The 23,686-nt window shown below is 61.0% G+C and carries 18 protein-coding genes; 7 read left to right on the top strand and 11 right to left on the bottom strand.

The annotated features are described in order from the left end of the window. Positions 1 to 223: 223 nt before the first annotated feature. The 7 genes from GGD61_RS09055 to GGD61_RS09025 all read right to left on the bottom strand — a co-directional run bounded on the left by GGD61_RS09055 (position 224) and on the right by GGD61_RS09025 (position 13,572). Positions 224 to 820, bottom strand: a complete 597-nt coding sequence (locus GGD61_RS09055; RefSeq protein ID WP_246785903.1) for a hypothetical protein — start codon at positions 818 to 820, stop codon at positions 224 to 226. A 230-nt stretch (positions 821 to 1,050) separates the two neighbouring features. Next, positions 1,051 to 3,285: a hypothetical protein gene (locus GGD61_RS09050; RefSeq protein WP_312012632.1), complete on the bottom strand. Its 2,235-nt coding sequence runs from the start codon at positions 3,283 to 3,285 to the stop codon at positions 1,051 to 1,053. Continuing rightward, positions 3,282 to 7,514, bottom strand: a complete 4,233-nt coding sequence (locus tag GGD61_RS09045) for a DEAD/DEAH box helicase family protein (RefSeq protein WP_183230553.1) — start codon at positions 7,512 to 7,514, stop codon at positions 3,282 to 3,284. The genes GGD61_RS09050 and GGD61_RS09045 overlap by 4 nt, the downstream gene beginning before the upstream one ends. Continuing rightward, positions 7,507 to 10,047 (bottom strand): hypothetical protein, encoded by a 2,541-nt coding sequence (locus tag GGD61_RS09040; RefSeq protein ID WP_246785902.1) that lies wholly within the window; start codon positions 10,045 to 10,047, stop codon positions 7,507 to 7,509. The genes GGD61_RS09045 and GGD61_RS09040 overlap by 8 nt, the downstream gene beginning before the upstream one ends. A gap of 161 nt (positions 10,048 to 10,208) precedes the next feature. Next, positions 10,209 to 11,894: an Eco57I restriction-modification methylase domain-containing protein gene (locus GGD61_RS09035; protein ID WP_183230551.1), complete on the bottom strand. Its 1,686-nt coding sequence runs from the start codon at positions 11,892 to 11,894 to the stop codon at positions 10,209 to 10,211. Positions 11,895 to 12,109: 215 nt separating this feature from the next. Next, positions 12,110 to 12,832, bottom strand: coding sequence for a hypothetical protein (locus GGD61_RS09030; RefSeq protein WP_183230550.1), 723 nt, complete (start codon positions 12,830 to 12,832; stop codon positions 12,110 to 12,112). Then, complete coding sequence (locus tag GGD61_RS09025; RefSeq protein ID WP_183230549.1) at positions 12,832 to 13,572, bottom strand: hypothetical protein; 741 nt, start codon at positions 13,570 to 13,572, stop codon at positions 12,832 to 12,834. The genes GGD61_RS09030 and GGD61_RS09025 overlap by 1 nt, the downstream gene beginning before the upstream one ends. A 1,059-nt stretch (positions 13,573 to 14,631) precedes the next feature. Between GGD61_RS09025 and GGD61_RS09020 the strand changes: the two genes are divergently transcribed. From GGD61_RS09020 to GGD61_RS09010, 3 genes are all read left to right on the top strand, one after another. Further along, positions 14,632 to 15,624, top strand: a complete 993-nt coding sequence (locus GGD61_RS09020; RefSeq protein WP_183230548.1) for a hypothetical protein — start codon at positions 14,632 to 14,634, stop codon at positions 15,622 to 15,624. Between the two features lie 99 nt (positions 15,625 to 15,723). After that, entirely contained in the window at positions 15,724 to 15,879 is a 156-nt protein-coding gene (locus GGD61_RS09015) for a hypothetical protein (protein WP_183230547.1), read from the top strand. 4 nt (positions 15,880 to 15,883) lie between these two features. Next, entirely contained in the window at positions 15,884 to 16,159 is a 276-nt protein-coding gene (locus GGD61_RS09010) for a hypothetical protein (RefSeq protein WP_183230546.1), read from the top strand. A 13-nt stretch (positions 16,160 to 16,172) separates the two neighbouring features. Here GGD61_RS09010 and GGD61_RS09005 read toward each other — a convergent pair whose 3' ends face one another. The 3 genes from GGD61_RS09005 to GGD61_RS08995 form a co-directional block, all read right to left on the bottom strand. Continuing rightward, complete coding sequence (locus tag GGD61_RS09005) at positions 16,173 to 17,675, bottom strand: hypothetical protein (RefSeq protein WP_183230545.1); 1,503 nt, start codon at positions 17,673 to 17,675, stop codon at positions 16,173 to 16,175. A gap of 377 nt (positions 17,676 to 18,052) precedes the next feature. Next, positions 18,053 to 18,289 carry a hypothetical protein gene (locus tag GGD61_RS09000; protein WP_183230544.1) on the bottom strand — a complete coding sequence of 79 codons (237 nt, stop codon included), beginning with the start codon at positions 18,287 to 18,289 and terminating at the stop codon, positions 18,053 to 18,055. 982 nt (positions 18,290 to 19,271) lie between these two features. Then, on the bottom strand, positions 19,272 to 19,613 hold the full coding sequence (locus GGD61_RS08995; protein WP_092253254.1) for an H-NS family nucleoid-associated regulatory protein: 342 nt from the start codon (positions 19,611 to 19,613) through the stop codon (positions 19,272 to 19,274). Between the two features lie 484 nt (positions 19,614 to 20,097). Here GGD61_RS08995 and GGD61_RS08990 point away from each other — a divergent pair, with 484 nt between their 5' ends. Continuing rightward, positions 20,098 to 20,814 carry a hypothetical protein gene (locus GGD61_RS08990; protein ID WP_092253252.1) on the top strand — a complete coding sequence of 239 codons (717 nt, stop codon included), beginning with the start codon at positions 20,098 to 20,100 and terminating at the stop codon, positions 20,812 to 20,814. A gap of 1,498 nt (positions 20,815 to 22,312) precedes the next feature. On the opposite strand, the gene GGD61_RS40410 is transcribed toward GGD61_RS08990, so the two are convergent. Continuing rightward, the gene (locus tag GGD61_RS40410) at positions 22,313 to 22,531 is read right to left on the bottom strand and encodes a hypothetical protein (protein ID WP_244550616.1); all 219 of its coding nucleotides are present in this window, start codon (positions 22,529 to 22,531) and stop codon (positions 22,313 to 22,315) included. Between GGD61_RS40410 and GGD61_RS41615 the strand changes: the two genes are divergently transcribed. The 3 genes from GGD61_RS41615 (at position 22,442) to GGD61_RS08975 (ending at position 23,686) form a co-directional block, all read left to right on the top strand. Continuing rightward, complete coding sequence (locus tag GGD61_RS41615) at positions 22,442 to 22,717, top strand: hypothetical protein (RefSeq protein WP_409362357.1); 276 nt, start codon at positions 22,442 to 22,444, stop codon at positions 22,715 to 22,717. The two genes, GGD61_RS40410 and GGD61_RS41615, sit on opposite strands and share 90 nt — an antisense overlap. A 48-nt stretch (positions 22,718 to 22,765) precedes the next feature. Further along, positions 22,766 to 23,080: a hypothetical protein gene (locus tag GGD61_RS08980; RefSeq protein ID WP_244550615.1), complete on the top strand. Its 315-nt coding sequence runs from the start codon at positions 22,766 to 22,768 to the stop codon at positions 23,078 to 23,080. 99 nt (positions 23,081 to 23,179) lie between these two features. Continuing rightward, entirely contained in the window at positions 23,180 to 23,686 is a 507-nt protein-coding gene (locus GGD61_RS08975) for a prepilin peptidase (RefSeq protein WP_177237000.1), read from the top strand.

The following is a 23,686-nucleotide window of genomic DNA, read 5'->3' as shown; positions in this document are numbered from 1 at the left end:
ATCGGAGAGAGGGTTCAGTTTCCTGACGATGATGCATCCGGAGGTGATCGCCGACATCAAGCAGGTCGCCATCGATGAGCATCGGGCCGCCTGGGACATCATGGAGCAGGCGGCAAGGGAGTTTCTGAGGCGCCGCGGGAAGCCGCGAGTCGGTCCAAGCTAGAGCTTTCTAAAGAATTCGGCTGTCTCGGCGGCAGGCCAACGGAGGGAATTCCGGTCACTCTCACTGAAGGAGCGGAATCGGGCGTGCGACTTTGACTACAGCGCGGATGACGTTCGCGATTACGCGGGCGGCCTGGCCCCCGCTGAGTAATCCTAACTCCATCGAGTTTCTCGAGAACATCGTCATGTTTGCGCTTCCGACGTAGGCGAGCGCGTTGTCGGCGAGTCCTACCTTGGCGTGAAAGGTCTCGAAACCGAAGCCCAGTTCGATTGTGTAATCGAAAGCAGATATTCCGAGAGCGCTGATTTGCGCCGAATTTTGCTGCACTAATCGACAAGCGTCCCCAGCCTGTCGAACGATCAGGCACTTCGTCTTGGCCGAGGTCCTCTCGTAGAGCCGCAGCACGAATTCTAGTCCGTCCTGATTCAGAAACGGGGTGAGAATTGTGAAGTTTTCTACTGCGGCATCGGCGATCTGCTCGAACGCGTCGCCGGTCGAAACGAGCGAAGCGTGAGCAAGTCCGGTCTGCGGCAGCGCGGCGGCGATAGAGCTCGGGCTGGGTGGAAGCGTCACGACGGCGATCGAAGTCGGTCTGTCCGGATCAATTGCATGCATGACCGCAGCGCCTTCCAGAAACGGTACGACCGCTTGAGGCATCGGGAGGGGACCCACCCGCCAACCGGAGGTTATTGTGGTGAGCCATCCGCGCCGAACGAAATCGTCCGCGATCCGCGTCAAGGCCGATTTGGAAGCGAATGCGAGGCTCTTTTCATCTAATGTGCCATCAGGGCGTTCAGCTATAAGCCTCGCCACTTCGGACGCAGTCCCGCAGTCGCCGCCAAGCGAAACTACCAGCGAGCGCGATAGGGAAGTTCCGAGGACGGCCCTCATGTCGATCCGCTCGCGCTGGCGCCTCGTCGTCGCCTTGCAATTTCGTAGTACCCGATCAGCGGTTCGGCCAGAACATCCCACCGGGGGGAGCCTCGGCCAATCAGCACGGAACGCGAAAGCAACTCGTTGCGAGTCAAACAAGCAGTCTCGGGTATGAGGAGACAGTCGGGACAAGCCCCGCCTCGATGGTTGCAGACGCTTTCTGATCCGCAGCGCAGACTTGCGGGATCGACCATCCGGTCGAGGACTTCGTTGCCGTATGCGGGATCTCCTCGGTCGCGCCACATCGATGACAGGTTGCCCAGATCCATCGTCATGCCGCGTCGATAGACGAGGAAGGCGAGGTCTGGAACGAAGATGTGTTCGCCGAACGAGCCTAGGTCGAGTCCGGACATCGATGCCGAAATGCCCAGTAGATGGTGCGCCATCGTATGCAGCAGAGTGTACACGTACGGATAAGCGAGGCGGGGGATGCGGCGTTCGCGCCGGTACTCGTCAAGGAAGCGAGTGAAGCGGACGTCTTCGTCGGCTTGCATCCGAGCGAATTCCTCTATCAGTCGTCCGCCAAGCCGGACCCCCGGCTCGGCGGGGGCGGGGCGAATACCATTCGCTTCGAGCCACTCCAGGACGCAGGCTTCGTCTAGGCGCACGTAAAACCCTTCGTTCGACTGAACAAGACACAGGACCGGATGCTGCGCTCTATCGCCGACCTGAACCTTGTCGAAGAGACGGAGGCGTACGGGCATCTCGGCGGGGCCAGCCTTTTCGCGGCTGACGGTCGGCGATGAGCTGGTTCGCGTGTAGGCGAATGTATACTCGCAGACGCGCACGTCGCGGACCAACCGGATTTCTGCCATGCCCAGGAGATCGCGGCGAATACGGACCTGGTCGAGCAGGCGCGAACGCTCATCACCTTGTACGTCGTCCGGGAAGAGGAAAGGATCGAGGATCGTGAGGTCCACGGAGACGTCCTTTCCGTCGGGCATCTGCCTACCGTGGAGGCGTTCTTCCGTGAGCGTCTTGTGTTCGAGAGCCATCCGGACCGGGTCGAACCGGCGAACGTAGTCGGATCGTTCCCGACATGCCCTTTCGATGCCGTCGACCGCTTGGTGATGACCGGCGAAAACGGTGGCATTCCATTCGGCCTCGGTCCGCACGATTGTTGCTCGCTGCGCGGCGATGACCTCGGCCGGAGCCCCCATGGTTTCGAGTTGCGGGATGAAATCGCGCATGTGGCGATAGTTGTCCCACTGTGCCGATTGTCCCGCGGCGCGGAGGAGCTGCTCCTTCTGAACGTCATCGATCTGCGTCGGGGGATAGCCGTACTCGCTCGACAGAGCCGCGCTCAACGGCGCCATATGGGGCGCGCCGAGCAACTGGATGTAGCGTTCCTGGTCGAACACAAGAAGCCTGTCCCCATGGACGTAATAGGCGGCCGAGGCCCGGTAGGATACAGGCTCCATGTTGATTTCTGCTGGAAGCGCCTGATTCTGCGGGATCAGAGGGCCGAGCTCTTCGAGAGTTAGGAGGTCCCTCTGCTGCATCTGCCTTGGTAGCCTGCAAACGGCGCACTGGAATTCCCAGTTGCCGAGGCGCCCGGGCGGTCGACGGAGATAGAACCGATCGGATCCGCACGACGTGCAGCGACCCATTTCCCGGACGGCGCCGTCGTGCCACGATCTGTAGTTCGGCGTGATCGCCTCGACGTTCCCCGACCAGTGCGCGAAAACGACGTCGAGCTGCTGCCAGTCGTTCGCGCAGTTTTCGGAGCCCGAAGGGCAGGCGCTTCTGAACCTCGACGCGTCTTCCGCCAGACGTTCGACCCGATCGCTGTGTCTGTGGAGGTCGCATCGTGTGCAGACGAACGAGAGCGGGAAAGGCACGTAGCCGACGTGATCCGGTACCTGGAAGGCAAGTTCGCCGAGGCGAACGCGAACCGAATCATCGCTGATAACGCGGCCGTCGACCGCCAGATTCAAAGGAACGGCATGCTTGAGATTTGTGCCGCGAGTCGCGCGGAGCGCCCAGGCATCGAAGTATTCCTGGATCTGCTCGGCGATCATCCGTTGGGTGTTCGGCCGAAGATCGTCGCCGGTCGTCCGATTGCCGGGGCTTGGCAGAGCGAAGCACGCGCCGGACCCGCCTTCGAAAGTGAAAAGGCTATGGGGGGCGTAGGCGGTTGCGAGCTGACCTCGAGATCGCTGCATCGTCGGGGGCTTGGCGGTGCTCACGTATTGTCTCCATCGGCGCCGTTGTCGAGCTCGCTCGCGGAGCTTCGCCTGCTGCGCGCGACGCCTCGGTTGCGGATCATGGTGATGGCGTCGACCAACTGCTCGTCTGTGATCGGTCGGTTCATCTGCGATCTTCTGCTTCCTTCGATGCGCCCTTGGACGTCAACGTCTCGCAGGCTCGTCATCGGGAGCATGAGGCCCGTATTTGTCGCTTTCCAGAAATCGTTCAATCCGCCGGTGTAGTTCTTGTTGTCCAGGACCTGCCTGATCCGCTCCGCTTCCTGGCGCGCGAGATTGCTGTAATATTCCGGATTGTTCGGAGCACCCGTCGGGGCGCCAATGCCAATGGCCGCAGCGACGAACCGGACGCAATCGTCGAAGTCTTGGCGACCGCGGAGCAATCTGGCGGCGGACTCCACGGATCCAGGAAGAGCTACCGATGCCTTCTGCTCGTCTGTCGCGGCCACGAAGCGCTCGTTGTGCCGCACGCCGGACAGCCAAGTCTGCACCATGGACGGAATGGTGCGTCCGATCGCGCGGTCGGCCCACCTTTCGACGGCCGGTGGCGAGATCATGCGTTCGAGCAGCCGGTGGAACGATTCATGGACCTCGACGACGAATCGGTCCCGCCTGGTCTGGGGCGTCGGGATGAACAGCGAGAAGCCGACGTGGGTGCGGCCGACCCGCGAGGACGCCTGAATGTACTCGGCGATGTCGGGCGGCATGCCGGCGAAGGCCATCGCATTGAAGAACTCCACGTCCACGCCGTGAGATATCGCCGACGTCGCAACAATGCCGCGCAACGTTGTCGATATATCGCCCGACATTGGATCGAACCGCTGCTCCGCGCGCCGGATGACCGATTGGACCCCGGCGATGTCCACGCCGCCGGAGATGAGCTCCATCGAGAAGTCGGAGAGCAGATAATCGTCGCCCATCGCCGCATGCACTTCCCGGACTTCCGTGCCGAGAGCCGACAGGATTTGGTCGCCGCCTTTCTTGTTGGTTACATAGGTAAGCTGAATCCGATGCAGATCGACGAGCTCGGCCAGTCGGTCATGCCGGCCCGCGGCGGCGGCCTCTCGGAGCGCTGCGATGCGACGGTCTGACCAAGGAGCGGACGAGACGCTTGCGACCATCTCGTTCGCGGCACGCGTACGGCGGGATAGGTCGCCGGAGCTGAGATCGCGCTGCCAGCGCGTTATCGTGGCAGCGTGGGCGGCGAGAACGGACAATGTCGTCACGGTGTGCAGTCGGCCGTTCGTCATCAGGCTCGCATACACGCGCCCCCAGGGCGCGGCCTGCTCCAGTCCCCGAGGGCTGCCGCCGGCGGCCGCCCGTGCGGCCGCGGCCGCGCCGCCAGCTTCGAAGATAGCCATCCGCGTGTAGAAGCCTTCGTGAAGAGCCGGGCCGGGATGAGGAAATTGAACGACCCTGCGCTGATAGAGTGCTTTCGTGTGCTTCGCCACGTCCGCCGCCGTGGCGGTTGCCCCGACGACATGCGGCAAACGGGGGCGGCCAGGTGCGGAGGGAACTTGAATGACGCGCTCCCCGAGCAGCGGCGTCAAGCGATTCAACCACTCGAACAGCGCGGTTTCGAAGATGCCGCCGAAAGTGCCGAGACTCTCTTCGAGAAGATGCATCTCGTCCTGCACGATTAGGCTGGGGAAGGGATCGAAGAAGACCTCGCTCCCCGATCGGAACGAGGGGGCCACCCTCTGATAGTGCGCGGGCACCTCGTTGATCTGTTGACCGGAAATCATGTGCAGCAGGCCGAGAGGGCCGCCCTCGACATAGCGCGCCATACCGAACATGCCGGCAACACGGTCGATGGTGTGGACGTTCTGACCGAGGAGCGCGAGCTTGTCGATCGTTCCCAGCAAAACGGAGGGAGCGGCCCGATAGATGTCGGTGTCGATCAGAAGAAACGGAAGCGGTTGATCCGGGGCCTCGACGTTCCAGTCGCATTGCGGGTTGAAGCAGACGATGCCAAGTCGATGGTGACGCTGCGGGAAGAGGCGAAGGCCGGTGTCCCGCGACGAATTGCAGAAGGGGCATCGAGGCAGCTTGTTCCACGCTTCGTTCGCGATGACATACTCGCGGTCCGCTTTCTCCTGCCCATTGAGGAGCGCCTGTTCGTCGCGGCCCCGCGCCCCGCCGGCGACCGGGATGCACTTCATCTGCTCGAGGAGCGTACCCGGCTTTCCTTCGGTCGCGTTCGGCGTATTGCTGCTTCCGACCCAGAATCCGATCTCGAACGGCGCTCCGCCGACGCCTTCTCGCCGTCGAACCAATTCCGCTCTGGCCAGCAGGCGCGCGAGTCGCTGCGCTTGCTGCACGGTCAACAGGCGCAACGGGTAGTGCATCATCGCGGTTACGCCCCGGGCCTTGCCGCGTAGCCGATCGAGGAAGAGGGCGAAGACCAGGACGCCGAAGAACGCTTCGGTCTTGCCGCCGCCGGTCGCCATGTAGAGGAGACTCGCAGAATCCTCGTCGAATGCGGCATCGAATTCGACGGCGTATTCGGGCACACGGGACGCGAATGTCGGGATGTGCGCGAGAACGAACGCAAGTTGAAAGAGACGCCAGCCCGGTCGTTGGCCCTGCGAAACCGGATTCGCCCGGGCGAAGGTCTGATTGAGCAGCAGCCAAGCGCGGTACGGAATGGCGGCGGAGGAAGTCGGAGAGCTTCTCCATGCCTGCTGCGATCGGGCGAGCAAAAGGATGCCTTTTCTGATCCGGCCCGCCTCTCGGCGCCAAGCCTGCAGGTCATCCTCGAAGCGTGTTGTTTGTGCGGCTTCGTCGGCTTCCGACCCTTCTTCGCCAGGTTGAGAAAGTACGGTCGTGCGGGCGACACGATCGATCCAGCTGTCCATTTCGGCTGGGAGCGCTCCGAGCGACCCGATGTCGGTGTCCGCTCGGCACAACGCATCGTACTGCGTCGCCACCGCCGGAATCTCGGTGGCTTTTGTCCTTGGGAGGACAAATCGCGGCATCCATGAGGTTCGGAGCCGTCTACGTCCGGCCGACACGCCGAGGTCCTCGACGCCCCCGTTCACTCCGATCGCCGGCATCGTCATGAACCCGGCAAGATGGTAGCTGCGTCGGACCCGTTCGAGACGCATCGGTCCGAGCGCGTTCGTAGGGACCTCGATGGACAGGGTCACGCCGAAGAGACCGGATTCCTGTGAAGAATCGTTGTCCTGGAGGTTCTCGATCGCGACGCGTACGGAGAATGCGCCGTCGACGATCGGGTCCGGCAGCGCCTGAGCCAAGATCTGAACGTCGAAGTCGGGGATGAGGTCGCTGCCGACGATGGGTCGTCCACGAGCATCGACTAGAAAGCGATCCCAACGCTCTCTGGACCAGAATGCTTCGGAGGGCGGATGTAACTTGCGCCAGGCGTTTTCCTGTCCCTCCGGCGTTGCCATCCAACCTTGAAAGGTCGCTCTAATCGCCGCTTGGAGGACCTGCCTGTATGCTAATGCGAGCGCCGTCCACGCCTCCGGATCGCAAGGAAGTGGAAGCTGAAGAGGTTCGACGTTGACGGCGAGCCGTATCCACTTTGGAGGCACGTCGTATCGCTGCGAGATACGGCTGGGTATCTGAAGTCTTTCGGGGCGGGTGAGGGGTGCCGGTTCCTCAGTCACCTCGGGCCTTCCCGGCTCGGCTTCCGGATCATCGCCAACGGGCGGCGCCTCGGCGCCCTGCGGTATCGCGACTCCCAGGGCCAGGTGGACCTCGCGGGAGATTACCGAGCGAAGCCGCAAGCGCTCGCTCGGGCTCGCGTCCTGAGGAATTTCCGCGTCAGACCTTTGACGGATGGCGTTGCGGATCTGCACCTTTGCGGCTTGGTTGAAGCCGGCCGGTGGTACCAGCCAGCCATTGCGTGCGAATAGTTCGTCCGTCGTCGGAAGCGCGCGCACGTATACGTCGAAATTTGGTTGGACTACGATAGCTTCGCCAGAGCCGGGGAGAATGCGGAAATCGAGCCCGTGAGTGGCGATCCTGATGTCGCTCGACTCGTCGTCTCCGCTCTCATTCAGGCGGGGCAAGATGAAACCGCTCGACAGCTTCCGCGCGGGCCTGTCGCCGAAAACGATCCGGCCGAATTCCCCGGCGCCGCTGACGACTTGACGCGTGCGTTCGAGCACCGCGTCGCACACGGCTTCCTTGAGCTCCTGGCGTTCGTCGGAAGTCATTCCGGCCAAAGCGTCCGGTTCAGCCATTCTGGTCTCCCCCAGTGATGGTGGTCACTTCCTCGACGACGTCGACGGATTCCATGACCTGCTGCCAGAGGCCCTGCATCACCTTCCAGACGCCTGTCGACTCCGGATCCAGGACGAACTGGACGACGCGCTGATTGAAAAGATGGCCCTCCTGGGCTCGGTAGGACCGCGCGGGAAGAACGGCGAACTTCCAGTAGAGCGAAGCCAGGTTTTCATCGACTCCTACGGATTTCATGAAGACGAGAAACCGTTTCCAATCGCGTGCGGCGCCGGGCGCGCGACTTCCCTCGGGCGTGGGGCGCGCGACGTCCGCAGTGAGCCAGCGTTTGATGTTGTCGATCTCATCGCCTGTGGATGGGTCGATCTCGCGCATCTTCTCGAGGACACGACGTGCCTTGTCGGCCTTCGTAGAGCCGGGGGTCTTCGAGTAGATTTCCGCGATGCGCGCGTGATATTGGGCGAGCTGCTGCTGGCTTTTTCGAGAGCCGGCGATCGCCAACCGCAACGGCTCGCGGATCGATGCGTCCAAGACCAGGATGCGCTGGCCTGGCTCGACCTCTCTGGCCTGGATCCTTTCGAACGGTCGCAGTTCGCCTGGCGAAAGCAGGAGAATCTCGCCGCCCGGGCGATAATCCAGGCGGAGCCCACTCTGCATCGTCAGTTGAACCACCTCGCCGCGATAGGCCTCGTCCGATTGAGTGAGGTCGATCTCGCGTTCCTTGATCACACTCGCCACGCTGAATTCAGCTTCGGCCTGATCAAGTGCTTCGTCCGAACCGCCTCTCTTCAGGGCGGCAATGAGCGCTCTTGCGCGCGCTGCGAAAGCTGAAAAGGCGGCAATTACCTCGATCGAAGTTAGTTCGGCCGAGAGCAGGGCGCTGCCTGAGGCGTCGCCCAGGAGATAGGCCGTTTTCAATGAGCTTCTGGTCGTCAGGAGAGCCTGGATCGCCTCAGGCGTTGGACCAACCACGACTAGACGCTCGGGCGCCTCTGATGCCAAGTGAGACGCGAGGTTGCGATGGTCGACGACCGCGCAGCGATAGTGTACGGCGCGATCGGATGCCAAGAACACCTCGCCGACGCGCCGGTCCGGAAGCGCGACAGTCGTCTTTGGTGTGTCTATACCGGGTGCCGCCAATAGCTCAGCAAGTTTCGCAGCGACTGGCGTGTCTTGCTCCCACATCGACACCTTGGCTTCAATTTTTTGGACTGCAATCCTGATGTCGTTCGCGAAGGTCGGGTGAACCTCGCAGGCCGCGAGGAGGTCCGAAAGAACCATCTTCGGACGGAACATGGCCCGCAGCGCGGCATCGAACTCTTCGTCCTCGTCGTACAAAACATCAGCGATTTCTCTGGCTTCTGTGAGACCCAGAGGAAGCGAGGCGCAGCGCCTGACGAAGGCGAGCGTGCGAGAGACGGCTTCGGCGGCGTAGGAGGCTCCTTCTTCGCGCATCCGACGACCTAAAGTGACAAGTTCCGTCCGTAGCGGCGCGAGAGATGCGTCCTTGATGTCCGCCTGAAATGTTATCGGGCCGATCTCTGACGGTATTTCGGGTGCAGGACCGAGCAGAGTCGGATGTTCGAGGTAGAGTCCGAGTTGCTGTGCCTTCAGCTTTGGACGGCGCGTCTCCGCGTGGCCCTTCAAGAGGCGGAAAGCACGGCGCTGGACGAAAGACTCTTCTGTAACGACGAGGACGCTTGGACGGCGACCTTCGATCGAATCTATAGCCGCCAACAGGGCTTCAAGCCGTTTCTCCCAGTCCTCATGAATCTCGGATCGGCCAACGCGGGTCAGGTCGGCGACGACCAGATCAAGACCATGCTGCTTAATGCGCGAGGAGCCCAGGTGGCGGTTCAAACCTTCGGAGGTGTGCGCTGCCGGCAGCCCCAACAGAACAAAAGGCGCGCGCGCTGGATCGCCAACTGCACCAACGTGTTCGACCAACCCAGCGTTGGGTTCGCCCATCGAGGTGTACTTTCGGACCCGCCGCAGGACCTGCTCGGGAGCGCCTTCATACGGGGTGGCGCCCTTTTGGCGTCCGGGCGCGAATACGGATGTGGTTTCCAGGAGCGTCGGGCTGCGGATGACAATGGATTTCACGTTCGCGATCGTGGTCGAGCTCGCCCGACTTCTGACGAGGTCTCTAAGCCGCATTTCGAGCATGCAAAGGGACTGATGCGCCAGCGCGCCCGCTTGCCATTCGCCCTTCTTTGCGTCGTTGTAGGCATTCAGGGACGTACAAGCGACGTCGTCGGGGTTGACCAGAATGGATCGCGCCGCGCGTAGCGCTCCCTCCCGCCAAGGCCAATATCCGACCGTGGCGTGGGCGAGGCGTCCTGATGCCCGCGCCTCCCTGAGGAAGATGCAGGTAGCCACAAAGGCGCCGCCCGGCTTGGACGGCCACGACATGATGGCCCTGTCGGCAGTGTCTTTGACGCCTGTGAACATGGCGTCGAGAAGCGGGCGGCCAGCCTCGATCGACGTCCAATGCGTCGGATCCGCCGTCGTGGCGTACCTGACCACGGTCGGCATGGAGATGCCGGGCCGCACCATCTGGACGGGTGTTGCTGGTGCCCGGTTCGACTGCAAGAGCGTCCGAATGCGTTCAGTTTGCGCCCGCGATTGTTCTTGCCGAGCGAGGGGGTTGAGATCACGGTCGGAGCGTCCGAACCTGTAATTTTTGTTTCCCGGTCTCATGCCGCCCTACGATGAGAGGCAGGACGTCCCGACATGGAGTACGCGAGTTCGACGGCCGCCTCGAAATCGTCCGTCCTCTTCAAGGCGCTGCGTAGGTGCTTGGGAGTGGGGAGAGGTAGGTTGCGCAGCGCGGCGATGGAAACGCTCGATGTGCCGCCGACGCGACGGAAGCGCTTGTCGACCGCGTTGGTGTTTAGCAGCTTAGCGAGGAGGAAAAGGTTCGTGCGCCCCTCGGGGATGAGAGCGATGGTGTGGTTTTCGCAAACGTATCCCTTGTATTTCGTCAACACCTTGCGGGGAACCGCAGCGGCGACGATACGGCGGGGCTGTTTGCTGTTGGTCGTGCGCTGCAGAAGGATTGAACGTTTCCGGGTAATCCCAGAGTTGTCCTTCTCGAATGCGACAAAATCGACACCCCTATCGTCCCGGCTCCGCGGCAGACAGGGCTTTCCCGGTTTGATGTTCGTGCCCCAGAACAACGGGAAAGCGTTGCCGGTCTTCTTCCCGCGCTGCAGACGATCGGTCTCCCGATTCCAAACGAAGAAACCGGTTTTCGGGCTGACGCCGTAATCCTTAAGCCTTCCGGGGCAGCATTCGAACGCGCTGTCTTTTCCTGGAAGGATCCAAGGAGAGGTCAAAAGATCATCACCTGTCGTCACCACGCCGTCTTCGGCGAACTTCCAGTTTCGGTCCAGGCGACCGACCTTCGGGGCAAACGGTTTTGCCCCTCGCGACGCCACCTTCATCCGGAAGACTGAAACGCACGCGTCCTGCTGAACGTCGTGGAACACATCTTTGCGCTCAAGCACGTCGATGCGGAGGACATCGGTTCGCATCCGAATGCTTTCACGCAGCTTCTCGAAGAGAGGGCCGGAAATGAAGCTCGACGGCGTCACGGTGGCGACCAGCCCGCCGGGCCTCGTCATGCGAAACGCGAGATCCATGAAAAGCGCGTAGCGATTTACATGCCCCGGCGCGGAGAAATCTTGCCATTCGGCGGGAATTTCGTTCTTCAGACCAAGGATTCGGCCATATGGCGGATTGACGAAGACAGCATCGTACCTGGCGGCCTCGTTGACGGTCAGAGAATCTCCCGTGCGGATGAGCCTGCTTTTGCTCCGCAGGGACCCCAGTCGGTCACGAACCAATGCTTCGCCCAAAAGCGCGAGATGAGGGTCGATTTCAATGCCGGTAATTCTGGATCTTATGTCTCCGACACCGCAACCGAGCTCGGTCATCCGGCCTGCAAGGCTAGACACGAATGCGGCCCCCCCGGCAGCTGGGTCGATGATGCGAGCCGTCTTCAGGTCCAAGTCGGCTTTCTCGGCCTGGCTGATGAGGTGACGAACGATGGCCGGCGGCGTAAAGTAGGTTGCCTTTTCTCGTCGCGCGGACGTGCTCATCAACAGGGTGTAGAAGGTGCTGATCCAGTAGTGCCGGTCGTCCACGTCCAGCTTATTCAACTCGCCGCGCAGAGTCGCCGTCACTCGGCCGTACCGGAGGGACACCTGCTGGGCACTGCCTTCCAGGAGCGACAGGGTAAGGGCAAGCCGGGTACGCGCCTGCAGACGGTCGATCGCGGCGAACGCGGTTTCAATTTCTGAAATGGTGGTTCGGATGAGCGCCCGAACGTTTTCGGGCGCCGCGTCTCGCGCCAAAAGATGCGCAACTTCCGCGACCATCGTCTCCCCCAGCCGAAGCTCAGTTTAGCCTCGCCAGCCCTAGACAAGCAAAGGTTTTGCGAATCTTGCGGCGCATCTCTCTAATGAAACCGGGAATCCTTGGTCGTTCTCAAAGGAATGCGCTGCAGACAGCATTACCTGCAGCTGTACTGGAATGTGTCAATTAGGCGATCGGTCAGATCCACGGATCTATCCTCGCGGACTCGCGTAGCCGGCTAGGTCGCGCGTATTTGAAAGTTTTCCGTAGTTTCACGGATTTCGAACTGGGTGGGTCCAGGCTCCCCGTCTGGCGTCCGAGCCCATAGGTATGCGGAGCCTTCGTCCAGCACGATGGACTCGATCATGAAGCCAGCACGTTTGACCAGTCCGGCAAGGTCGTCAGGTGGAATTAGTCCGTAGAAGGAATAGCCCCTCAGCGAATCCATGAGGAAGCCGTTCCCGTATGGCTGACAATTGGGAAGTTTCTGCATCCTAGTGAAATCGGAATTTCGATAGAGCGTCACAAAGAGGCAAGTGGCCCGTGGTTTCAGTTTGGCTCTCACCAGTTGAACGATCCCGAGCCTGACGCTTGCGGATGGGATAACAGAAAGAACGTTTATGCAGAAGCCGCGATCGTATTTCCTGTCCAGGGCAGCAAATTGGCCCACCGTATAAGCGTGTACATGATTTGATTTCCCGACGTGATTGCGGATGTTCGTTGAACGACCGCGGATCATTTGAGTCCTTGAAAGCTGCACCTCCGAGTCCACTAGCGCAAGTTCCTCGGTGGTCTTGGCTATCGCTCGTTCGTAACGCAGTTTTCCGCATCCGAAGTCGAAGCTGGAGCGAACAGGCTCGAGACGCGAGATCAGCTTATTAAGGTAGGCCGAACTCTGTGTTTCTGGCTTGGCCGCGTTTTCGCTCCGGACGATGATATCCTTCCCGATCTTGTACCGCATTAGATGGCCGACTCCGCGAATGCTTGGCGGTTGGCGGCATTTGCCTCGGCATTCCCGGCAATCTGCTGTATCTGAGGATCGGCCCTTCGTTCCAGGAGCGCATAGCGAAAATGCATAAACAGGAGCGCGCCCATCGAAGCGATCCAAAAAATGATCAACAACCAATCTGCTCTAGCGAATGCCGACAAGGCCGCAAAGCCGGTGAGGATGAAGAGCCACTCCAGCGCCACCCAATACGTGTGCCAAGCCTCTAAGGCACTTTCGATGTCGTGCTTGTCGACGAGCGGATGCTCGCTCCGGCTGGAGGCATATTTGTAGAACGTCTGTCTCATGAGGGGATGACGGTCGCGTTTGAGATTCGCCACCTGCCGAGCAGACATTTGCGTGCCCGACATAACAGCAAGGGGGAGAAGGATATTCGCCCGATCGAATCTCGCCCTGATACTAAAGATGTCCGAAATCCGATCGTGGAAACGGGTGACTCTGCTGAAGATTAGCACCAGCAAAGCGACTGCAAATCCGCCAACGTTTACTTCGGGAGCTTTAATGGCGGTGGCGAATTCCTTGAAGCCGGGCAAATGCTCAAGTCGTAAGAAAAGGCCATTGACCCAAGGGTCATACCTCACCACGAACGTGCAGGCCAACGTCAACCAGAAATCGGCTAGTGCAATCTTCCAAAGCATCTCTGAATAGTTCTTCGGCCCGAAAAAGGGCATGAGAACGCGAAAGACCGAATCCATACCCGCTCCTGGGTTGAAAAAAGCCGCCTGAAATCGGGGTGATTGATTCAGAAAAGCGAGCGCTGGTCAATCAGCGCCATGCATCTGCCGGGACTGCAAATGAAGGTCTGGAGCGAGAAAAGACCCCCCTCGGTTTTTTCCGCGCTCAAAAATCGGGAAAAAATAGAGGCAAAATTCGCCAGTCGTGTCAGTAGGATCTGAAATCGAGTCGTTTCAAAAGCGAAATCGAGTCGTTTCAAAAGGGAAATCGAGTCATTTTCAAAGGGTCCGCACACAAGTGCCATAGTCTAGTCCGATGAGCCCGACAGGAATCTGTAACCAGACCGTTATGAGCGACTGGCCATAACCAAATTCAGCGCGGAAGCTCGCATATAGGCAACGCCAACCCTTAGGTACGTGTCCAGCTAGGTTTCCACATCACCGATGAACATATCTGCGCCGCGCTAAGTCTAGCACAATGCGAGCCGTCGCACTGCAATCTGCCTCCCGCGTTAGCGCTGGCGACAAGTGCCGTATTGCGCTCAGGCTTACGTTAACCATACCCGCGTTTGGGCTTGATTTCTGGGCGGGAGGCGCACACATTCGTGTGCAGCTGGATTGTTTTCCGGCGTGGCTCCGTCTCTTGGCGGTGGTCTTTTTCCGCGCTCTCGCGGGTCTGCCATTTCTCCGCTCTTTAGCGGCCCCGAGCTTGGGCACTATTGCCCGAGCGGCAGGCGCTGCCGTGACCTTCTCACGGCGGCTCGATCACCCTTGCTTCAAGCCAACTACGGAGAGCTCTATGCATTTGAACGTTAGTCTCTTTAACACGTCGCGTCGGGCCGGCTACCGGGCTCGGGGCGTCAGAGGGTGCCGCCGTCGCGGCGAAGCCCGTCCGCAAAAGCTTCTTCCGCTACGTCGCCCGCTCGAGGACCGGCTCGATCCGTACTGGAACGGCCGGAAGTTCCCGGCCATGACGAGCCGCCGCGCGCAGCTCGCGGCCTGGAAGCACGCCGAGCGCATCGTCAACCGCGAGGCCGACCACGGCTTCGACTATTCGGCCTGATCTGGAAAGCCTCGACCATGGACCTGACCGCCATCATCGCCCGCCTCGACCCCACCCACCCCCGCCTGCACGCCGCCCTGCGCGACGGCGTCGCCGGCCTGGAGGCGGACGTCGCCGCGGGCCTCGTCCGCAACCAGGACTTCACCAAGGCCAAGGAAATCATCAACCGCTGCATCGAGGAGTCCGCCGAGTCCTTCCTGAAGTCCTGCCCGGAGCCGGACTACAGGAAGTCCTGGGACCACTTCGCCTACGAAGCGAACGCATCGATCTCTAGCTTCGACGCGCACAACCTTCCCGCCTTCATCAAGCGGGCGAAGAAGCACGGCGGCCTAGTCGAATATGCCTCTTTCCTCGAGGACCACCTGTTGCCGCTGCACGCACTGATCCAGGACGCAAAGCCACTGATCGTGAAGCGCGGAGACGCCCGCCTGCCGCCGAAGCCCAAGACGGCCGAGCAGATCTGGCGCGAGGCCAACTCCATGACGTGTCAGTGCTGTGCCCGCCCGATCCTGGCGAACACCGGCACCATCGCCCACCACGGCTATGAACGCCCCGGCGACGGCTGGCAAACTGCGTCCTGCTTCGGCGCCAAGGAACTGCCCTTCGAGGTCGACCGCGTCGCCCTGGGCGCCATGCTCGAGCGCATGAAGCAGCGCCTGGCCATGGCGGAGGCGAACCAGGAGGAGGTCGCCGCCGAGAGGGCGCCGGTGGTCCTGCGCTACGTCGACTACGACGCCCCCCGCGACGCCATGGGCAACCGACCGCGCTGCGTGATCGAGGTGACCCGCGCCACCTGGACCGAGGCCCGCGCCGCCGACGAGGCCCGCTTCCGGGTCGAGAGGTGGGACAGCTTTGACCGCGTCAAGGCTGAGGACCTCGATGCGCGCGACCACGATATCAAGCAGCGCCGCGCCGAGATCGCCGCCCAGCAGGCGCGCTACGACGGCTGGAAGCAGACGCACCAGTGGAGCGGCGCGACCGGGAAGTGGGAGGCTCTCGTCGATGGCTAAGCTTTCGCCCAGGGCGCGCGGATCAAGGCCGCCGCCGAGGTTGCGTACGGCAATCGCGGCCTGACGCAGCTCGCCAAGGCGGCCGACGTCTCGAAGCAGATGCTCAGCTTCATCGTCACCGGCGCCAAGCCCGTGTCCGACGATGTCTATCGCAACGTCGCCGACGCGCTGTTCGCCGAGTCGGAGCGGCTCATCACGGCGTCCGAGAAGATCGGCCTCATGGCCGGCAAGATGATCGCAGAACTGGAGAAGTGACACCATGGCGCATTATCCATATCCGGCCATCGGAAGCGCAGCCGTGCTGCGCGAGCGCGACGGCGTCAGGCGAGCGGCGAAGGTGATCTCGACCGATCGGAGCAAGCTGCTCGTCGTCGTCGAGGACGAGAGCGGAGCCATTCTCGAATTCCGCCCCTATGGCTGGGCAGGGCCCGGCGTGCAATGGACGCACGTCAGGCGGTATCCGACCAAGTGGCTACGCGACGACAGCGGCATCGTCGTCGTCAAATTCAAAGACCCTCCGCCGACAGGCGGGTAGACCGAGCGCCTGCTTACCCAAGAAGGGCCCCCGCCTGGCCGGCGGGGGCTTTCTTCTTTTTGAACTTGTAGCGCTCGGCGCGGATCGCTCGGTACAGGCCGTCGGAATCCGCGAGTGACGGATCGGCCTTGAGAGCCATCTCCGCCCATTCCTCGCAGCGATCGATCCACGCGCGCATCATCTCGCGCTTGCGCCGGATCTGAGGGTCGCTGCTGTAGAATTGGCTGGTGACGTTGTCCGGCTCGGTGCCCTCCAAGTGATCGAGGATCACGCCGCCTTCGCCGGGCCGAAAGCAGAGGTCGCGCTCGCCGTAGGTGGCGAAGGCGTATCTGATGCCGTGCGGCGACCACGTCACGCCGGGGATAGCTGCCAACCAATCGTTGAAAAGTCCGGATTCGGCGTGACCGTCGTCGGACCGCGCCGAGGTGCCGGCTGGAAACAGACAGTTGGTGTTGTCGGCGTTCGCGAGCTCCTCCAGCCGGCGTGCGGCGGCGGCGGCGAAGCCGATGCATGGAACGGAGTGCGTGTCCTCGCCACGGGCGGAGCGGCCGCTCTTCCTGAAGTAAGGCGGGATCCGCCAGAGGATTTCGTCGTCGGTTTGCTCATGGAAGTCGGCGCTGTTGGCGCCGGTGACGGTGCGCCGTCGCTGTGCGGTCCCGATCAAGAGCTCGAGGCCGAGACCGATGCGGGCGGGTAGGCAGCCCAGCCTGGACACGACCAGGACGCGACCGATCTCGATGGCCGGTGGAGCCTTGCCGACCCCGACCTTCGGATCGTTATCTAGCACCGGCGCCGGCGCGCGCTTGCGCCTGGTGGGCTCTCCGATCTCCTTTCGGGTTCGGTCCGGCGCCTTCAGTCCTGCCATGACGCCCTCGGCCACGGACGTACGATCTTGGCGAGCGGCCTCGGCGAGCCAATTCCACATCCGCCGGATCACGCGCACCATGCCCTCCGCCATCACCTCCTTCTTTCGCTTGTGGACCGCGGCGACGGCGGCGGCCATCTCGTTGCGCGTGATCGTGTTGACGAAGCGCCCGGCGAAGGTGTCGAACTCCGCCGCCTGCAGCTTGCCCCGGTAGTCCCGGTGAGTGTCGGGGCGACGGGTGCGCTTCACGTCGGCCAGGAATTCGTCCTTCGCCTTCTCCCACGTCCAGCTCTCCTTCGGTCTGGCCGCCTCGACGCGAAGCTGGGTCTCCATGGAGACGCCGGAGGCGAGGGCGGCGAGGAAGGTCGCCGGGTTGTGCCCCTTGCGGCACATAGTGGCGACCTGGTTGGCGAGGGAGCGCGCGCCGTCGACGGAAAGGCCCCCCACGTCGTCGGATCCCACAACGGCGAGCCCGAGGTCGTATCGCGTCCGCTTGCCGTGGAGCGCCGTCCTCATCGACCATCTCACGCTGCGCGGCCTGATCCGCAGCTCGAGACCGGCGACCCGGCCGTCGGCGATGTCGCGGCTGACGCCCTTCATCTGATCGGAGAACGCCTTCGTGATGGTCTTTTGCGTGATGATGTCGGCCACTCTCACCCCCTTGCCCCCGCCGGAAATCGGGGGCGAGCCGGGGGCAAAGTCGCGAAACAACGCCAAGGAGTCAACGAAGGCCCGTCGTTGTTCAGGCACCGCGCGATTCAGGGTTAATTCCTTGAGATCTCAGAAACATTCTTGAGAGCTTAGCTTCCCACTAATCCTTCCGGAGGGAGCTGATTTCCGGTAGACCCGCAGACTCTTAATCAGCGGGTCCCAGGTTCGAGCCCTGGTGCGCCCACCATCCTTAAGAGATTGGCCCGCAAGGGCTTTTTTAGATTCTTCGACAGAACAAAGCGCGTCTCGTGCGACGTTCTTTGTGTGGGGTGGACACAGCGTGCACGCACGATCTGGCCGGCTTAACCTCTTCCGCGTCAGCCGCGCTTTCGCTCAGAGGGTGGCTTAAACTCCACGACCTCGTGCGGGTTGCTCGGATCAGGTGGCTCATTTTTCTTCACGATTAGCTCAAGCTCGAGAGCCTCGAAGGCGAGCTCATCCGCCAAGCGCCTAAACAGCTCACGCTTTTCCATGTCCGTGGCCTGCTGACTCATCAGCGTAAACTCTCTGGCGTCAGCGCGGACCTTTTGCAAACGTCGTCGGAAGTCCTTCATGTGTGCCAGCTTAGCTTTTAAACTTTATCGGCCCGAACAATCAGTTTGCTTGTTCGGATCCACCGGGAGTCAACTGCCGAAACTCGATATTGGTTCTAGGCGGACCGCCAAATTCGCCGCTCATCGTGCTGCGATATTTAGGCCATGCTCTATGACCATGCCCCTGTTCAGGGGTTGCGGGCTGGAGGACGCCGCTGGCTGATGAGCCATCCCTGTCCGGCTCTCGCCGGATGACGCATAGAACTAGCATACCTGAAGGGGCATGAATGTTCGAAAGCGCACAGACGCGAGTGTTGCGCCCGACTAGGCTGCGAGCGATCCTGCAGGCTCGCGAAGCGCTCAGGGCCCAACGGCCTCGGGGGGATGCCAAATTGTGCCGGCGCTGCGCTGAAGCGGCTCCGTCCGCGAACGCAGTGTTGCCGGCTGCGTGCCGGGTATGAGGCAGGATTAAGCTCGACAGATTTTAGATCAACGATGGTCGTCTCGTGCGTACTTTCCTTCTCATTGTGGGAATATGGCTACTGGCGAACGTTCTGTTCGTTGTAGCTGTCCTGCCCTCGCGCAGACCGGCACCTACTCGACGAGCAGGAACTCCATCTCCGGTGACGATCAACACGACGGCCGGTCGCTCGGACGATCACGACCTACCACTCCTGCAGCGCGGGATGACGCCGGTTTCAATCAGAGTTCTTTTCCTCGTCCTCCTCCTTCCAATCCTTCGAGCGTGGAATGCGGTTAGGCGGCACTTCAGAGGGCACCACGACTAGACGTGGGCCATCGCGCGCTTGAGATTCTCGTCGATGTCTTCACTGCGCCGCGGGCCCCCCGAGCGATTCAGCGAGAACCATCAGCCAGATCGCAAGTGCGCTCGCTACGGCCATGCCTCCAAACATGGTTATGACCCGCGTTGAAACGATAATGTGAAAAGCTCAGAGCCCCAGGGTGCGCCGGCATTCCCATCCCGAAATGCCGCAATCGGCGCTCAATTTGTCTGCCGCTTTTGAGCTGAAGCCTGATCGATCAGAAAATCGTCCAGAGCTCGGCCGCTTCGAAGCTGCGGACGCAGCCATCGCGGCTGCCTGCCGCGACCCGACCATGTCTCCGCTGGGTTCTTCGGATTGCGATATTTGGGACGAACGGGCGGGTATGCACGGCGGCGCTTACGATTGAGCCGCGTGACCTCGTTGGCCAGTGCAATCCTGTGGAGCCTTTCCTCCAAATGCGCTTTTTGCACCAACATTTTCTGAGTGAGTTTGGCGGCGACCTCTTGATGAATTATCCAGAGCTCGTCAACGGAGAGCGAATTAAAATGCGCGGTGTTCATGGCTCCATCCGAATCTTGGGCAGAAGGCCCAGGCAGACAAGTCGGGAATCCGGGAGCAGACAAGCCGTCAGTTAAATATTGATCGTGAAATCCACATTTAAATCGAGAGGTGGCAGGGAGAAAGGCGCGACAGTGGTAATATCGTGGCGCAGTATTTAATTCGCCGCGAGGGGTAGCCACGTCTCGTGACATCCACAAACTCATCCCTCGGCGAGTTGCGCTTTCGTGATCGACGAGCGCAACGTTGGCGATCGAGCGGGCGGCCGCGGCGCGGATCGTGGGCAGGAGCGAGGCCCGGCGGAATTCAGATGGATCGATCTATCGATCGCGCCGCCTCGTGTGCACCCCTGGAGTGCCGGGCCGGCATATTAAATTAGGTGGCCAAGAGAATAATTAATTCATCGCGCCGCCCGATTTAAGCCGCATCGGGGCCGTTGTCGCCGCTGAGGCTCAAGCGGGGGTGGGGCGCACCCGGGAGTTTTCGATGTCCGGTCAATTGCGATTGTACTTAGCCAGTTTGGTCCTTGTCGGGGGTTTTTCGGCGGCGCCCGCGTCTTCCAATCCTGTTGCCGACTTCTTCAATACTGCTACGTCCCAACCCACGGTAACCCCTCCGCCGCAAGCCGAATGCGTGCCGCGTCCCGGTAGCTCGACCAGTGGCGGACAGCATTGGGTCTACCGAACGGACGGTCGCCGCAAATGCTGGTTCCTGGCCGAGGGCATCGCGAGGGTGAAGAAGCCCATTCGGGCTCGCGCGGCCAAAGACCATAGCGCCAGTCTGGACGAAAACCGGACCACGCAGACCAGGCGGAGCGCGGTCGTTGATGCGCGCGCGGAGTTGCTGCGCTCCGCACCGCCCGAGCGATCTCAGACGCCTGTACCCGAAATGCAGGTAGCAGATGCCGCCCCCGATCCTGGCACGAGCCCCACCCTGATGTCGGCGGCCCCCATCGTAGATCTTCCCAGCAACCAGCTCACGCCCGAACACTCCGTGCCGGGCCAAGTCGACGCTGGGCAGCTTCTCGCCGCCGCGCCCGCCGACCCACCTCAAGATATGCCGCTGGGCGCGCGCACTGCAGAGGCGCACGGCGAAGCGCGCAGCTGGACGGCCTGGTTCGGTGTGCTGCTGATGACGCTTGGTGGTCTCTCGCTTTTAAGCTCGAACCGCACGCTTCGGCACGCAGTGAGATTACGCCACTGAGGTAGTACAAGGTACTGCCGGCCGCGCGACCGAGGGATTGAACGAGCAGGTATAGCCGAACTGCCACACGTACCAAGGTTCCGTGTGTCGTCACTTAGTTTTACACTGTCCTAGACGGACATTCGAGTATGATGACGGTCGCCTTTTGGATCGGACTGCATCATGCGGTACAAGGTGTTCGTGGTGGACGGCAGCCGGCAAGTAATCTGCACAGCAAAGCTCGACTGCATTGACGAGCAGGCGGCGAGACGCCGAGCCGAGCAAATGCATGACGAGCACGACGTTGAGCTTTGGGAAGGCGATCGACTCGTTGCTGTGTTCCGAAGCGCAACGTCGAATGAACGTCGGAGCTAACGCGCGATCCTGAATAGGTGGCCGGTCTCGCCGCCGAGTTAGTTAAAGCGTTGGCTGGTTGGCGACATGTCGCAGCGACGTCATAGCCGAGGCTCGCTACTGCCGGGATGAAGGCGCCCAGTCTCTTTCAAGATAGTGGCAGATGCCAGGAACCCGGGCAATCCGTGCATCGATTCGCGCGAGTGAGCCAACGCGGGTCAACCTTCGGACCCGGCGGGGGTCTCTAACCGGCTCTTGCTCTGCCGCTCGCTTTGATACGCCGTCTTCTGCCGATTGTTTTTGCTTCTACATGTCGGAGCTTACTTCGAAGCTTCTCCACCTCTCTAAGCTCCGCCAGAAGCGCCTGATGCCGTTCGCTCAGAACAGCACTCGAAAAAAATCGACGCGTACTCGACATCACATGCCTCAGAAAATGACTTGAAGTAAGAAGTCGACGAAAAGCGAAAGACACAAAGAACGCTCGACCGAAGCTCAATGAGCTAAAGCCGCAGCCGCCAGATGCTCCCAGTACTCTGCCTCTGCAAGCAGTTTCCAGCTTCTCTCAGGTTGGAGTGCGGCAGTCTGTCGGCAAAGCAACGCCATTGCGCGAAAGCGGCGGGCAGCTTCCATTCCAACCTCCCATGTTTTCTTTTCCCCAACATATTTTTCAATTTTGCGATGGAGTCATCATGATTATATACGATAATCAAATATATCATTTAATGGCAGGTCGATTTGACCGACTTCCCGAGTCAAGCGGGAACTGGTTTCGGTTTAAGCTTCACATGGATTTCGAATGCGCCTTGCCGCGCCCTTTTGCGCGTTAAAGCGAACGAGAAAGCGTGCGCGGGGCAGCACCAGGTGATGCGAAGCTTCGTGCGCGAGCATCGCAATGTCAGAAATCCCAACCGAGGGCTCTTCACGCCGCACCCAGGGCACGTGCGCCGGCTACCGAGCCATGACCCGGTCATTGGATGCGTCAGCGGTCTGGCGACGCGCCTCGCTCTTAACGCACAATGCCGCCAACGGCTCGGTGAATGGCCTTACGTTCTGAACAACGGGGCCGCCCAGTACCTCGCTGCGGACCAGGCGATCACCGAGAGCTTCCCGGTGACGATCAATGGCGGCCACGGCCCGACAGATAGCCAGACGGTGACTGTCACGATCACACACAAACGATGCGGCCACGGTCTCTTCCGAGGCGAAGTCCGTCACCGAGGGCAATGCCGCGGCGGCGCTCAATACCACCGGGCAGCTCAGCATCACTGACCCGGATGCGGGCGAAGCCCATGTCGTGGCGCAGAGCAATGCGCACGGCAGCTACGGCGACTTCAGCATCGACGCCACTGACAGGTTGCTGCAGCGCGATAGCTGTTGCCGTCACATTATTCTCGAAGCTCAGAATAACAAAATTATACCCTTGGTCACCCGTACTATTCCGGTGAATCTTTGCCGACCCTTGGCCGGCGCCCTCCGCGGGGTTCGATTGCGGAGTCTGCCATCATCTTCATATTTCGACGTTTTTGCCGGTTTATGGATTCTCACGGTGGCTTGTTTCGCGCGCGATTAACTCAGAAAGGTCATTAATATATTAAATGTTGACGATAATAAACATTTAATGGATAGTTTTATCGCTGGCGGGGCCGGACATAAATCCGCGGCCGCTGGAAGTTGCCGAGGTGTCTGCAAATTCATCTTGAAAGAAGGGATTCTTCCTATGTTGCATCATTTCATCGAGACCAAGGAAGCGTTGAAGCGTCTGCGGACGGACCAGGACGGCGTGGTGTCATTCGAGTACATCATCGTCGCGGTTTGCATCGTTGGCGCAGTGGGTGCCGTGTTCGGCGGTGGAGCCGGCGGGCAGATTGGGGCGGCGCTGACCACCGGGATCACCGCAATCACCACCGCTTTCGCTACCGCGATCGCTGGCTGATACAGCCATTTTGGCGCCAGAGGGGGGCAATCCAGCTGCCCCCCTCCCGCAGGAGTGCTCCCGCCAGTTTGCCTTCCACTTTTTTGAAACGTGCATTTCATGAGTTGGATTGCTCCCACAGCCTCGATCCTGGAAATCCTTTTGTTGCTCTATGTCGCAACGATGGACGTTGCGACCCGCTTGATCCGAAACGAATTTTGTCTTGCGCTGGCGCTCCTCGGGATCGCCGGTCAATTGCCCAGCCCGATTCAAGTCGCTGTGTCGCTGATCGCAGCCGCGATCCTGTTTCTGCTGCTTTTTGTCCTATACGCGCGCGGAGGAATTGGTGGCGGCGATGTCAAGCTGCTGGTTGCCCTGGCGGTTGGTCTTCCGCCGAGCGGCGTGATGCAGTTGCTGACCGTCACCGTGCTGGCCGGCGGCGTTCTTGCCTTGGTGCATCTGATGATGCGTCACCTGCCATATCCCAGGTTGGCACCCGCCGGATCGTCGCTTGCGCGCCGGATCTACGCGATCGAGCGTTGGCGCCATTTGCGACACGCCCCGCTGCCTTACGGAGCCGCTATCGCCTGCGGCGGTATCTGGACCATTTTGAGCAAAGGATCATGA

This window comes from Bradyrhizobium sp. SBR1B (genome assembly GCF_014198205.1).
Classification (GTDB): domain Bacteria; phylum Pseudomonadota; class Alphaproteobacteria; order Rhizobiales; family Xanthobacteraceae; genus Bradyrhizobium.
Note: the sequence above shows the minus strand (reverse complement) of the source record. Positions and strands in the feature narration are given on the sequence as shown.